The 12,709-nt window shown below is 70.0% G+C and carries 12 protein-coding genes; 4 read left to right on the top strand and 8 right to left on the bottom strand.

Going from position 1 to position 12,709, the window contains the following annotated elements:
- The first annotated feature begins 72 nt into the window (after positions 1 to 72).
- Together ACLJRM_RS32440 and ACLJRM_RS32435 are read left to right on the top strand one after the other, a co-directional pair.
- Entirely contained in the window at positions 73 to 240 is a 168-nt protein-coding gene (locus tag ACLJRM_RS32440) for a hypothetical protein (protein WP_410665223.1), read from the top strand.
- 12 nt (positions 241 to 252) lie between these two features.
- Positions 253 to 1,317: a diacylglycerol kinase gene (locus ACLJRM_RS32435; RefSeq protein ID WP_101609407.1), complete on the top strand. Its 1,065-nt coding sequence runs from the start codon at positions 253 to 255 to the stop codon at positions 1,315 to 1,317.
- Between the two features lie 113 nt (positions 1,318 to 1,430).
- Here the strand turns inward: ACLJRM_RS32435 and lgt are convergent, their stop codons facing one another.
- The 3 genes from lgt to ACLJRM_RS32420 are packed head-to-tail and all read right to left on the bottom strand — an operon-like array spanning position 1,431 to position 4,848.
- On the bottom strand, positions 1,431 to 2,510 hold the full coding sequence (lgt, locus tag ACLJRM_RS32430) for a prolipoprotein diacylglyceryl transferase (protein WP_410665222.1): 1,080 nt from the start codon (positions 2,508 to 2,510) through the stop codon (positions 1,431 to 1,433).
- 29 nt (positions 2,511 to 2,539) lie between these two features.
- Complete coding sequence (locus tag ACLJRM_RS32425) at positions 2,540 to 3,709, bottom strand: M20 metallopeptidase family protein (RefSeq protein WP_410665221.1); 1,170 nt, start codon at positions 3,707 to 3,709, stop codon at positions 2,540 to 2,542.
- Positions 3,706 to 4,848: an amidohydrolase family protein gene (locus ACLJRM_RS32420; RefSeq protein ID WP_101609408.1), complete on the bottom strand. Its 1,143-nt coding sequence runs from the start codon at positions 4,846 to 4,848 to the stop codon at positions 3,706 to 3,708. Before ACLJRM_RS32420 ends, ACLJRM_RS32425 begins: the two co-directional genes overlap by 4 nt.
- A 94-nt stretch (positions 4,849 to 4,942) precedes the next feature.
- Between ACLJRM_RS32420 and ACLJRM_RS32415 the strand changes: the two genes are divergently transcribed.
- The gene (locus ACLJRM_RS32415) at positions 4,943 to 6,316 is read left to right on the top strand and encodes a glutamine synthetase (protein WP_410665220.1); all 1,374 of its coding nucleotides are present in this window, start codon (positions 4,943 to 4,945) and stop codon (positions 6,314 to 6,316) included.
- Between the two features lie 89 nt (positions 6,317 to 6,405).
- Here the strand turns inward: ACLJRM_RS32415 and trpA are convergent, their stop codons facing one another.
- From trpA to ACLJRM_RS32390, 5 genes are all read right to left on the bottom strand, one after another.
- A complete protein-coding gene (gene trpA / locus ACLJRM_RS32410) occupies positions 6,406 to 7,197 on the bottom strand; it encodes a tryptophan synthase subunit alpha (protein WP_101609410.1) in 792 nt (263 codons plus the stop codon).
- The gene (trpB, locus tag ACLJRM_RS32405) at positions 7,194 to 8,423 is read right to left on the bottom strand and encodes a tryptophan synthase subunit beta (protein WP_101613381.1); all 1,230 of its coding nucleotides are present in this window, start codon (positions 8,421 to 8,423) and stop codon (positions 7,194 to 7,196) included. The genes trpA and trpB overlap by 4 nt, the downstream gene beginning before the upstream one ends.
- Positions 8,420 to 9,229: an indole-3-glycerol phosphate synthase TrpC gene (gene trpC, locus ACLJRM_RS32400; RefSeq protein WP_101609411.1), complete on the bottom strand. Its 810-nt coding sequence runs from the start codon at positions 9,227 to 9,229 to the stop codon at positions 8,420 to 8,422. Before trpC ends, trpB begins: the two co-directional genes overlap by 4 nt.
- Positions 9,230 to 9,421: 192 nt before the next feature.
- Complete coding sequence (locus tag ACLJRM_RS32395) at positions 9,422 to 9,997, bottom strand: Trp biosynthesis-associated membrane protein (RefSeq protein WP_168214368.1); 576 nt, start codon at positions 9,995 to 9,997, stop codon at positions 9,422 to 9,424.
- Positions 9,990 to 11,552: an anthranilate synthase component I gene (locus tag ACLJRM_RS32390; protein WP_101613382.1), complete on the bottom strand. Its 1,563-nt coding sequence runs from the start codon at positions 11,550 to 11,552 to the stop codon at positions 9,990 to 9,992. The genes ACLJRM_RS32395 and ACLJRM_RS32390 overlap by 8 nt, the downstream gene beginning before the upstream one ends.
- A gap of 95 nt (positions 11,553 to 11,647) precedes the next feature.
- Between ACLJRM_RS32390 and ACLJRM_RS32385 the strand changes: the two genes are divergently transcribed.
- Positions 11,648 to 12,253 carry a TetR family transcriptional regulator gene (locus tag ACLJRM_RS32385; protein ID WP_101609412.1) on the top strand — a complete coding sequence of 202 codons (606 nt, stop codon included), beginning with the start codon at positions 11,648 to 11,650 and terminating at the stop codon, positions 12,251 to 12,253.
- Positions 12,254 to 12,709: the final 456 nt, after the last annotated feature.

Raw genomic sequence — 12,709 nt, 5'->3', positions numbered from 1 at the left:
AGCGACCCTAGTCACTCCGGGCCGACCCCGCACGCCGAGGCTCGATAAATAGAACGTGTTACAGTTCCGCGCATGATCCCGGACCGTTTCCGGCTCACCGACCAGGTCGCCGTGATCACCGGCGCCGGACGCGGGATCGGCGCGGCGGCACCGTCCTTACTGGAGGCGGGCGGCTCGATCGTCGAAGTCGACGCATGCCTGCAGGCCCCGAACCTGGAACCGGGCCTGCCCGATCTGTAGGAGGCGAACGCCGTGCGCGTGGTCCAGTGGAGTACCGGGAACGTCGGCCGTCACGCGCTAGCCGGGATAGCCGCGCGACCCGATCTCGACCTCGCCGGGGTCTGGGTTTCGAGCGAGGCCAAGGCCGGTGTGGACGCGGGGGAACTGGCCGGGCTCGGGCGTTCGCTCGGTGTCGCGGCGACCACCGACGCGGACGCGCTCATCGCGCTGAAACCGGACTGTGTGCTCTACACGGCGATGGCCGACGACAGGCTCGTCGAAGCCGTCGAGGACCTGAAACGGTTCCTGCGCGCGGGGATCAACGTGGTCTCCAGCAGCCCGGTGTTCCTCCAGTACCCCGAAGGCGTCGTCCCGGCGGAGATGATCGAGCCGATCCGCGAGGCGGCCAGGGAAGGCGGCGCTTCGCTGTGGGTCAACGGCATCGATCCCGGTTTCGCCAACGACTGGCTGCCGCTGGTGCTCACCGGCGTGTGCGAACGGATCGACGAGGTTCGCTGTCTGGAGATCCTCGACTACTCGACGTACAACCAGGCCAAGGTCCTGTTCGACATCATGGGCTTCGGGCGGGAGATGGACGACCTTCCCTTGCTGCTGCAGCCCGGAGTGCTGTCGCTGGCCTGGGGCAGCGTCGTGCGGCAGCTCGCGGCGGGGCTGGACGTCGAACTCGACTCCGTCGAGGAGGTCTACGAACGGCTTCCGGCGCCCGAGACGTTCGAGATCGCCTCGGGGACGATCAAGGAGGGCACGGCGGCGGCGCTGCGGTTCGAGGTGCGCGGCATGCGCGGCGGACGGGCGGTGTGCGTGCTGGAGCACATCACGCGGCTGCGCGGCGACCTCGGCCCGGACTGGCCGCAGCCGTCCGGGCAGGGTTGCTACCGCGTCCAGGTGACCGGGGAGCCCAACTACGTGCTGGACCTTCGGCTGGTCGGGACCGACGGTGACCACAACACGGCCGGGCTGAAGGCGACCGCGATGCGGCTGGTGAACGCGATCCCGGCGGTGGTGGCGGCTCCGCCGGGGCTGCTGACGGCGCTGGACCTGCCTTTGGTGACCGGACGGGGCCTGGTCTCCCCCTGACGCCCCGCGCGTGCCGTGAAGGCCTCCTTCCCTACTTTGAGGGTAGGGAAGGAGGCCTTCACGGACTTGCGTGACCCCGGCCTGCCGGAGGTACGCGTGGGGGAAGCGGAGCGCTACTTCTCGGAGTCGGGTTTCGGGTCCTCGGTCGCCTTGTCGGCGGCCGAGTCCCGGACGGTGTCCGGAGCCGCCCCCACCTCCGCGTGCTCCTCGTCCTTGGCCTCGGCAGGCGAAACGGCATCGTCGGAAGAGGAGGCAGTGTCGGCAGAGGAGGCTGCGGCAGCGGAGTCCTCGCGTGGCACGTCCTTGCTCCACAGCGTTTCCGGCGCTTCCCGCGGCCCTCGCTTGGCGGCCACCACGAAGTAGGCGATCGCCGCGGCGAACAGCAGGATCGACGTCCACACGTTGACCCGCAGGCCGAGGATGTGGTTCGCGGTGTCGGTCCGCATCATCTCGATCCAGAACCGGCCCGCGGTGTACCCGGCGACGTACAGCGCGAACACGCGGCCGTGGCCGAGGCGGAACTTCTTGTCCGCCCAGATGACCAGAAGCGCGACACCCAGGTTCCAGATCAGCTCGTACAGGAACGTCGGGTGCACCGGGCTGTCCGGCAGCGGGACGTGCCCGATGGCGATGCCGTTCAGGAAGTCGTCCGGGTTGGTCGGGTTGTAGCGCTGGTAGATCTCCAGGCCCCACGGCAGGTCTGTGTGCGCGCCGTACAGCTCCTGGTTGAAGTAGTTGCCGAGCCGCCCGATGGCCTGCGCGATCACGATCCCCGGCGCGAGCGCGTCCGCCATCGCGGGCAGCGGGATGCCCCGGCGGCGGCAGGCGATCAGCGCGCCGACGGCGCCGAGCGCGATCGCGCCCCAGATGCCGAGGCCGCCGTCCCAGATCTTCAGCGCGTTGATCGGGTTCTTGCCCTCGCCGAAGTACAGCTGGTTGTCGGTGATGACGTGGTACAACCGCCCGCCGACCAGGCCGAACGGGACCGCGAAGACGGCGACGTCGATGACGGTGCCCTTCGTGCCGCCGCGGTTCATCCAGCGCCGTTCGCCCAGCCAGATCGCCACGATGATGCCGGCGATGATGCAGAGCGCGTAGGCACGGATCGGGACCGGCCCGATATGCCAGACGCCCTGGTCGGGACTGGGGATGGTCGCGAGGAACGCTGCCGAGGCGGTATTCACGGAGGCCACCGTAGCGCTTCATCCACTTCTTGGGGGCGTCAGCCCTCGACGGCGGCCAAATAGCCCGCGATCAGCGCCGAAGCGACGTGCCCGACTGCGGCGTCCGGCGGCAGGAAGACCTCGTCGTGCAGGCTGGGCGCGCCCGCGGTGTCGCCGAGGCCGACGAACATCATCAGCCCGCGCGCCACCCCGCGGTAATGGGCGAAGTCGTCGGCGCCGAACGACCGGAACTCGGTGTCCACGCCCGCCCCGGCGCGGACCAGCCGCCGGTGCGCGTGCTGGGTGAGCCCGGCGTCGTTGTGCAGCACCGGTTCGCACGGGCTGATCTCCAGTTCCGCCCGGCAGCCGTGCGCCTTCGCGGTGCCGTGGACGACCTCGGCGAGCCCCTCCAGCGCGAGGTCACGGTCCTCCGCGCGCATCAGCCGCAGCGAGCCCGACAGGCGGGCCTCGTTCGGCACGACGTTCGCCGTGGTCCCCGCCTCGATCCGGCCGACCGAGCAGACCGCGCCGAACACCGGGTCGACCCGGCGGCTCGCGAGCTGCTGCAGGCTCACCACGATCTGGCTGAGCGCGAGGATCGGGTCCCGCAGCAGATGCGGGTAGCCGGCGTGCCCGCCCTGGCCGCGGACGACCACGTCGAACTCGTCGGTGGAGGCGTTGACCGGTCCCGGTACCGCCGACACCACGCCCGCCGCGAGCCGCGGCTGGACGTGCGCGCCGATGACCGCTTCGACGCCGTACTCGGTGAGCACTCCGGACTCGACGATGTCCAGCGCGCCGGACGGCGAGGTCTCTTCACGCGGCTGCAGGAGGGCGAGGATCGGCCGCGGCACCCCCACGACGGCCGCCGCGCGGCAGGTGGCGACGAGCGCGGCCATGTGCACGTCGTGCCCGCACGCGTGCATGAGCGGCGTCTCCGAGGCCCACGGGACCCCGGTCCGCTCGGTGACCGGCAGCGCGTCCAGTTCGGCGCGCAGCGCGACGGCGGGCCCCGGACCGGTGCCGGGGAACAGCACGGCACGCCCGGTTTTGGCGACCCGCACCCCTTCGCCGACGCCCAGTGCCTCGATGAGAACCCGTGCGGTGTCCTCTTCGTCCCCCGACGCGCGAGGATCGGCGTGCACCCGGTGCCGCAGCCCGATCGCGGACGGCAGCTCCGCCTCGACGGCCGCCTCCCACCGGTCCTGCAGTTCGTCCAGTTCCGTCATATCCCCTCCAGTCCGTACACCCGTTCGGCGTTGCGGTGCCCCACCAGGGCCGTGATCCGACGTGCGTCCACTTCGGACAGTACGTCCGCGGTGAGCCCCGCGTACAGGAAATCCGACAGTCCTCGCCGGAACAGGGCGGTGCCGAGGTGGTACAGCTCGGCGAGCCCGAACGCGTCGGTGGAGAACAGCAGTTTCCCGAACGGCACGATCTCCATTGTCTCCGCGATGATCGCGGGCGCACGGTGACCGGCGTTGTGCGTCGCGAGACCCACGTCGATGAACACGTGCTCGAACACCTGCGCCAGATACGCGGCGTTCCGGTGGAAGGGATAGTTGTGCAGCAACATGATCGGCACCCCGTGTGACCGCGTCGCCCGCAGCAGCCCGGTGAGCAGCAGCGGATCGCAGCGGTGCAGGTCCACGTCGGAGTCGCCGAAACCGACGTGGAACTGGACCGGGAGGGCCAGGTCGAGCCCGGTCCAGATCAGGAACCGGTGCAGGACCTCGTCGGCGAGCCGGACCGGTTCGCCCGCCTCGATCCTGGAGAGCCAGCGGCCCGCCGCCTCGGTGACCTCGGCGTCCGTGGGGCGCTCCCCCGCCAGGTCGAGGCCGACGCGGTAGGCGGCGATGGACTTGAACCCCACCGCCGTCGTGGCGCGTTTCGCCAGTTCCGCGGTGAAGGCCGCGGCGAATCCCGCGGCCGTGCTGGACTCCACGACGGCTTCGGCGACCTGTTCGAGCCGGACGATGTCCCGCGCGCGGGCGGCGGACAGGGCCGCGAACTGCTCGGTCGTGGTCAGCGTGTCCGGCAGGAAACCGCCGTCGAGCAGGAACTCGGTCGTGCCGGTGGCGCGCAGGAACCGCGCGTTGACCTCGGTGGCGCCCAGTTCGGCACGCCGGGCCAGATAGACCTCGGCCGGGACGTGTGAAGGCAGGTCGAGCACCGGCGCGCAGCGGGCACGGACCGCGAGCCCGATCAGCGAGTCGAACAAGGTCGTGCCCAGCGACGAGACGGTGTCGGCCTCGGTGAGCATCTGCTCGAACTCGATCCGGCCGAGATCGCCGGTGACGACACCGTGGCAGTGATGGTCCACCAGCGGCATCTCGGCCACGAACGGCAGAATTCCGGGTCCCGGCATGGCGCGTCCCTTCCGGTGATCGACGAATGCGCCTCACCCTAGGGCCGGAGCCGGACGTGGCAAGGGGCTCGCGATGAGGCCAGGATGAGGAACCATGGTGAACCGGGAAGCACTGACCGCCCGCGCGACCGCCCTCACCGGGGAACTCCGGGCACGGGGTGTCGAACTCGTGGCGCTGACCTTCGTGGACAACGCCGGGATCGCGCGGGTCAAGGCGGTGCCGCTGCGCAAGCTGGCGTCCGCGGCCGCCTGGGGTGTCGGCGCTTCGAATTCCTTCGACTTCTTCGGTTCCGACGACGGCATCACCGGCGGTGAGCATTCGCTCGGGCCGGTCGGTGATCTGCGCCTGCATCCGGATCTCGACGCGCTGACCGTGCTCGCCGGGCAACCCGGCTGGGCGTGGGCGCCGGTGACGAAGCTCGACCAGGAGGGCGAGCCACATCCGCAGGATCCGCGCGCCCTCCTCATGACCGCGGTCGACAGGCTCGCCGCACGCGGTCACCGGGCGATGATGAGTTTCGAACTCGAATGGGTGGTCACCAGCGCCGACGCCCCGGACGATCCGATGTCGGCCACCGCGGGCCCGGCCTACGGCTACGCCCGGCTTTCCGAGCGCGCGGACTATCTCCGCGCGCTGGTGTCCACTTTGGACCAGCAGGGCGCCGGGGTGGAACAGATCCATCCCGAGTACGCCGACGGACAGTTCGAACTGTCCGTCACCGCCGCCGATCCGGTGCGCGCGGCCGACGTCGCCGTCCTGACGAAGGAGACGATTCGCGCGCTCAGCCACCGGCACGGGGTGAAGGCGTCCTTCACCCCGAAGTTCGCGCCCGCCGGCGTCGGTAACGGCGGCCATGTGCATCTGAGCGTCTGGGACGGTGCCCGGAACCTTTTCTCCGGCGGGGAAAGGATCTTCGGGCTGACGCCGGTCGCGGAATCCTTCAGCGCGGGCATCCTGCGGCGGCTTCCCGCGCTGCTCGCGATCGGGGCGCCGTCGGTCGTCAGCTATCTGAGACTGGAGCCGCACCATTGGGCCGGGGTGTACGCCGCGTGGGGGCTGGAGAACCGGGAGACGCCGTTGCGGCTGGTGCGCGGGGTCGCCGGGAACCGGGACGCGGCGGCGAACCTCGAGGTCAAATGCTTCGATCTGACCGCGAATCCGTACCTGCTGGCGGCCGCCCTGCTGTTCGCCGGGATGGCCGGTGCCGACGAGGAGGCGTCACTGCCGGAACCGGTGGACGTCGACCCGGGAACGCTCACCGACGAAGAACGCGCCGCGCGCGGGATCGAGCGGCTGCCGGTGAAACTGGCGGACGCCGTCGCGGCGTTCGAAGCGGACAAGGATCTGACGGCCGCGTTCGGCGCGCCTCTGGCCACGACGATCGTGGACATCCGGCGGGCGGAGATCGAGCGGTTCGCGCACGCGAGCGCGAAGGAGATCACCGAGGCGCAGCGGTGGCGGCACTGAGCTGAAGGGGACTTTCCCCGCGTCAGATGCAGCGAAGGGGCCCTTCACCGCATCTCATGCGGTGAAGGGCCCCTTCAGCCCACATCAGATCAAGCGGGGGCGACGGTCTTCCGCACCCCGGCGGACAGCTCGGCCGAGAGCTCGCGCACCGCGTCGAGCCCGCTCGCCGCGGCCGTCACCAGCGCCGAGCCGACGATGACGCCGTCCGCGAACCCGGCGACCTGCGCCGCCTGAGCGCCGGAACGGACACCGAGACCGACGCCGATCGGCAGCTCGGTGTGCGCGCGAGTCCGCTCGACGAGGTCCTCGGCGTGCACGCCGACCTGGTCGCGAGCGCCTGTCACACCCATCACCGCGGTGGCGTACACGAAGCCCGAAGAGGCCGCGACGGTCTTCGCGATCCGCTCCTCCGAGGAGGACGGCGCGACGAGGAAGATCCGGTCCAGACCGTGCTGCTCGGACGCGGCCATCCACTCGTCGGCCTCGTCCGGGATCAGGTCCGGGGTGATCATGCCGAGCCCGCCCGCGGCGGCGAGATCCCGCGCGAAACGGTCGACGCCATAGCGGTGCACCGGGTTCCAGTACGTCATCACGACGGCCTTGCCGCCGCGCGACGACACCGACTCGACGACCTCGAACAGGTGCTTGAGCTTGAAGCCGCCGGAGAGCGCGCTCACCGACGCGGCCTGGATGGTCGGGCCGTCCATCACCGGGTCCGAGTAGGGCACGCCCACCTCGACCAGGTCGGCGCCGCCCTCGACCACCGCGGCCAGCAGGTCCTTCGAGCCGTCGACCGTGGGGAACCCGGCGGGCAGGTACCCGATCAGTGCTCCGCGGCCCTCGGCGCGAGTCTTCGCGAAGACCTCGTCCAACCCACTCATGCGTTCTCCACCAGGCCGAAGTACTTCGCGGCGGTGTCCATGTCCTTGTCGCCACGACCGGACAGGTTCACGATGATCAGCCCCTCGGGGCCGAGCTCACGGCCCAGCACGAGCGCGCCGGCCAGCGCGTGCGCCGACTCGATCGCCGGGATGATGCCCTCGGTCCGCGAAAGCAGCTTGAAGGCGTCCATCGCTTCGGCGTCGGTGACCGGCCGGTACTCGGCGCGGCCGCTGTCCTTGAGCCACGAGTGCTCCGGGCCGACGCCCGGATAGTCCAGACCGGCCGAGATCGAGTGCGACTCGACGGTCTGGCCGTCCTCGTCCTGCAGCAGGTACGTCATCGCGCCGTGCAGGTTGCCCGGGGTGCCCTTGGTCAGCGTGGCGCCGTGGCGGTTGCCCTCGATGCCTTCGCCGCCCGGCTCGAGACCGACGAGGCGGACCTCGGGGTCGTCGATGAAGCCGTGGAAGATCCCGATCGCGTTCGATCCACCGCCGACGCAGGCCGCGACGGCGTCCGGCAGGCGCCCGGCCTGCTCCAGGATCTGGACGCGGGCCTCCTCGCCGATGATCTTGTGGAAGTTCCGCACCATCATCGGGAACGGGTACGGGCCCGCCGCCGTGCCGAACAGGTAGTGCGTGGTGTCGGCGTTGGTGACCCAGTCGCGCAGCGCCTCGTTGATCGCGTCCTTGAGCGTGCGCGAACCGGTCTTCACCGGGATGACCTCGGCGCCGAGCAGCTTCATGCGGGCGACGTTCAGCGCCTGCCGCTCGGTGTCGACCTCGCCCATGTAGACGATGCATTCCAGGTCGAGCAGCGCGCAGGCGGTGGCGGTGGCCACGCCGTGCTGCCCGGCCCCGGTCTCCGCGATGACCCGCTTCTTGCCCATCCGCTTGGTGAGCAGCGCCTGGCCCAGCACGTTGTTGATCTTGTGCGAACCGGTGTGGTTCAGATCCTCGCGCTTGAGGAAGATCCGGGCGCCGCCGGCGTGCTCACCGAAGCGCTTGGCCTCGGTGAGCAGCGACGGACGACCGGCGTAGTCGCGCAGCAGGCGCCGGAACTCGTTGACGAACTCCGGATCGGTCCGGGCCTTGTCGTACTCGGCCGCGACCTCGTCGACGACGCCGATCAGCGCCTCGGGCATGAACCGGCCGCCGTACGGGCCGTAGTAGCCCCGGTCGTCCGGGTCGTGCTCGCCGTGCGGTGTCTCGGTGTACTCAGTGGTCATCGAGAAGGCCTCGGGCACGCGGGGTGCGAACCGGCGGTGACCAGCTTGACCAGCGCGCCCTTCGGGTCTCCGGAGGCGACGAGCCCTTCGCCCACGAGGACGGCGTCGGCGCCGTGACCCGCGTAGGACATCAGGTCGCCGGGGCCGCGGACACCGGACTCGGCGATCTTGAAGACGTCCATCGGCAGGCCGGGGGCCAGCCGCGAGAAGACGTCCCGATCGACCTCGAGCGTGTGCAGGTTGCGGGCGTTGACGCCGATCACCTTCGCACCCGCCTCGAGGGCCTTGTCGGCCTCTTCGGCGTTGTGGATCTCGACCAGCGCCGTCATCCCGAGGGATTCGACGCGGTCGAGCAACGCGATCAGGGCGTTCTGCTCCAGCGCCGCCACGATCAGCAGGACCATGTCCGCGCCGTGCAGCCTGGCCTCGTGGACCTGGTACGGGCTGACGATGAAGTCCTTGCGCAGCACCGGGATGTCGACCGCCGCGCGGACCGCGTCGAGGTCGGCGAGCGAACCGCCGAACCGCCGCTGCTCGGTCAGCACGCTGATCACCCGGGCGCCGCCGTCGGCGTAGTCCTTCGCCAGCGCGGCCGGATCCGCGATCTCGGCCAGCTCGCCCTTGGACGGGCTGCGCCGCTTCACCTCGGCGATGACGCCGATGCCGGACTCGCGCAGGGCGGCGAGCACGTCACGGGGAGGTGCGACCTGGGTCGCACGCTTCTTCAGTTCGTCGAACGGCAGAACCGCCTCGCGCTCGGCGAGATCGGCGCGGACGCCGGCGACGATGTCTTCGAGCACGCTCACCGGAGTCCCTCACCAGCCGTCGTACTCACGGATTCCTTCGCAAGGTCGCTCACAAAAACCTTCCCCTTCCCGCCGAAACGATGCTAACCCCCGCACGAATACGGCCTGGTTCCGGGTATGTCCGTTACTCCGAATGCCAACCGTGTCATCTTTGCCGGGAAAGATCTCCGAAACCCGCGAAATCCGCGGTCGTCACCGGGTCGCGGTGGGATCTTCGCCTTCGGACAGCGCCTCCCACAGCTCGGTCTCCGGATCCTTCGCGGCCCGCTTCTTCGTCCCCGGCGCCGCGTACTTCGCGCCGAGGCGTGGCATCCGGCCCGCGCCCTTGATGGCTGCCAACCCGCCCGCCGCCACGAGAATTCCCCCGAGGATCGCGAGCCCGCGGGCTCCCACCATCTGGGCGACGGGCAGTCCGTCGGCGAATCCGCCGAACGAGCCGCCCGCGACGCCGATCCACACCGCCGCGACGCCGGACACGGCGAGTACCACGCCGAGCACCCGGCGTGGCCAACCGCCGGTGGCGATCAGCCCCGCCGTGCCCGCGAGCGCCAGCAGGGCGAGCGGAACCAGCGCAACCGCACGCTGTGAACCGGTTTCCGAGTACAACACGGTGCCGCGCACCCCACCGTCACGGAACTCCGCGAACCACACGAGCCGGGAGGACCCCCACAACGCGGCCGCGCCCAGCAGCAGGCCCACCACGGCGATCCACAGTGGGCGCTTGGCCTTCCTGGCCGGCGGAGCCGTGTCTTCCGGCGCTTCAGACACGAGCGCTGTCACCCGCCGGGTCGAGCTCGTCCGCCGCGATCATCGTCTGCGCCGCCGCGACGGCGGAAAGCACCGTGCGGGCCTTGTTGAGCGACTCGGTGTCCTCGTAGTCGGCGACCGAGTCGGCGACTACTCCCCCGCCCGCCTGGACGTACGCGGTGCCGTCCTTCATCAGCGCGGTGCGGATGGCGATCGCAGTGTCGGCGTCGCCCGCGAAGTCGAGGTAGCCGACGACACCGCCGTAGAGCGCCCTGCGGGTCGGCTCCAGCTCCTCGATCAGCTGCATGGCACGGACCTTCGGCGCGCCCGAGAGCGTCCCGGCCGGGAAACAGGCGGTGACCGCGTCGAAGGCCGTCTTGTCGTCGAGGAGTTCGCCGGTGACCGTGGAGACGATGTGCATGACGTGGCTGTAGCGCTCGACGCCGAAGAAGTCGACGACGCGCACGGTGCCGGGCTTGCAGACCTTGCCGAGGTCGTTGCGGCCGAGGTCGACGAGCATCAGGTGCTCGGAGCGCTCCTTCTCGTCCGCGAGCAGGTCCTTGGCCAGCTGCGCGTCCTCTTCCGGATCGGCGCCGCGCCAGCGGGTGCCCGCGATCGGGTGCGTGGTCGCACGGCCGTCCCGGACGGTGACCAGCGACTCCGGGCTGGACCCGACGATGTCGAAGCCGTCCAGGCGCAGCAGGTACATGTACGGGCTCGGATTGGACGTGCGCAGCACGCGGTAGACGTCGAGCGCGTCGGCCTGGGTCTCGATCTCGAACCGTTGCGACGGCACGATCTGGAACGCTTCGCCCGCCTTGATCGCCTCGACGGCCTTCTCGACGGCCGCGTGGAAGTCCGGCTTGGAACGGCGGCGGGTGAATTCGGGCGCGGGCCGGTCGAAGACGGCGGCCGTGGCCGGGGCCGCGACGTGCAGCTGCTTGGTCATCGCGTTGAGCCGCGCGACGGCGTCGTCGTACGCGGCGTCGACCCGCTCGGCCGAGTCGTCCCAGTTGACCGCGTTGGCGATCAGCGTGACCGTGCCCTCGTGGTGGTCGAAGGCGGCGAGATCGGTCGCCAGGAGCATGGTGAGCTCGGGGATGTCGAGGTCGCGCTCGGCGAGCTCGGGGAGCCGTTCGAGCCAGCGGACGGCGTCGTAGCCGATGTAACCGACCATCCCACCGGTGAGCGGCGGCATTCCGGGCAGCTGCTCGGTGTGGAGCGCGGCGACGGTCTCGCGCAGCACGGTGAGCGGGTCGCCCTCGGTCGGCAGGCCGACCGGCGGGGTGCCGGTCCAGACGGCCTTGCCGTCACGCACGGTCAGCGCGGCGGGGCTGTCGACGCCGATGAACGACCATCGGCTCCAGGAAGCGCCGTTCTCCGCCGATTCGAACAGGAACGTCCCCGGCCGGTCGGCGGCGAGCTTGCGGTAGACCCCGATGGGGGTCTCACCGTCGGCGAGCACGCGACGGACAACGGGGATGACGCGACGGCCCTCGGCGAGCGCGCGGAAATCTTCGCGCGAAGGGCTGACCGAGCCGAGCCCCGACGGGCTGGCATGTGCGGCGCTGACCATGCCACCCATTGTGCTGCAACGGCCGGGCGGCCGGGGACCGGGGGATGAATTCAAGTCTTGTTGAATTTTGCGCCGGTCCCGTTCATGATGGCGCCATGGCTGGTGAAGACACTACCGCGCGCCGCCGGGGACGGCGGCCCGGTGGACAGGACACGCGCGTCGCACTGATCGAAGCGGCCCGCGCAGTGTTCGGCGAGAGCGGCTTCGACGGTGCGACGGTGCGCACGATCGCGACCCGCGCCGGCGTCGACGCGGCGATGGTCAACCACTGGTTCGGCAGCAAGGAGGGGCTGTTCGCCCAGGCCGTCCTGAAACTGCCGTTCGACCCGCACGAACTGCTCGCGGAACTGACGAACGGCCCCGACGACGAGTTCGGACGGCGGATCGTGCGGACCTTCCTCACCCGCTGGGACGGCGCAGGCGGTGAGGTCTTCCAGGCACTCGTCCGCAGTGTCGCCGGGCACGAGCAGGCCGCGCTGGTGCTGCGCGGCTTCTTCCAGAACTTCTTCACGAAGATCATCGCCGGACTCGGCTCGGACCGCGTCGAACTGCGGACTTCGCTCTGCGCTTCGCAACTGGTCGGGATGGGACTGGTGCGGTACGTCGCGAAATTCGAGCCGATGGCGACGAGCGAGATCGAGCCGCTGGTGACCGCGATCGCGCCGACGGTGCAGCGCTACCTGACCGGGGACATCGACTGAAAGCCGCGGTCAGTGCGGGGCTCTCGTGAGTGGTAAGGGCGGTTATTGAACGGCAAGGCAAGGTGGCGTGTTCGCGGGCGGATCGGCGGTGGGCCGAAGGCTCCCTTTGCCGCGCCCTGATTGTCCACACAGGACAGTTCCAGGCGACTGGATGTCTGATCGATACCCATATGCGCGCTTTGCGAAGGGGTCGTGAGTGACAATGCCGGTTCTATTGAGGGGTAAGTCAAATGTGGCGTGACCGAGCCCCTGCGGCGAAGGACTCCTTCGCTGGCTTCAAGGTTAAGAGGTGGCCTTCGTGGCGTGGTTCCGGACCGGTCTGCGGGAGCCAGTCGTTCCTTGAGTGTCCACAAGGGACACTTTCTGGCGACTGAATGTCCGATTGATGATTATATGCGCGGTTTTCGAGGGGGTCGTGAGTGGCAAAGAGGGTTAGAACCCGCTTTGCCACTCACG

This window comes from Amycolatopsis sp. lyj-84 (assembly GCF_046549075.1).
Taxonomy (GTDB): domain Bacteria; phylum Actinomycetota; class Actinomycetes; order Mycobacteriales; family Pseudonocardiaceae; genus Amycolatopsis.
Note: the sequence above shows the minus strand (reverse complement) of the source record. Positions and strands in the feature narration are given on the sequence as shown.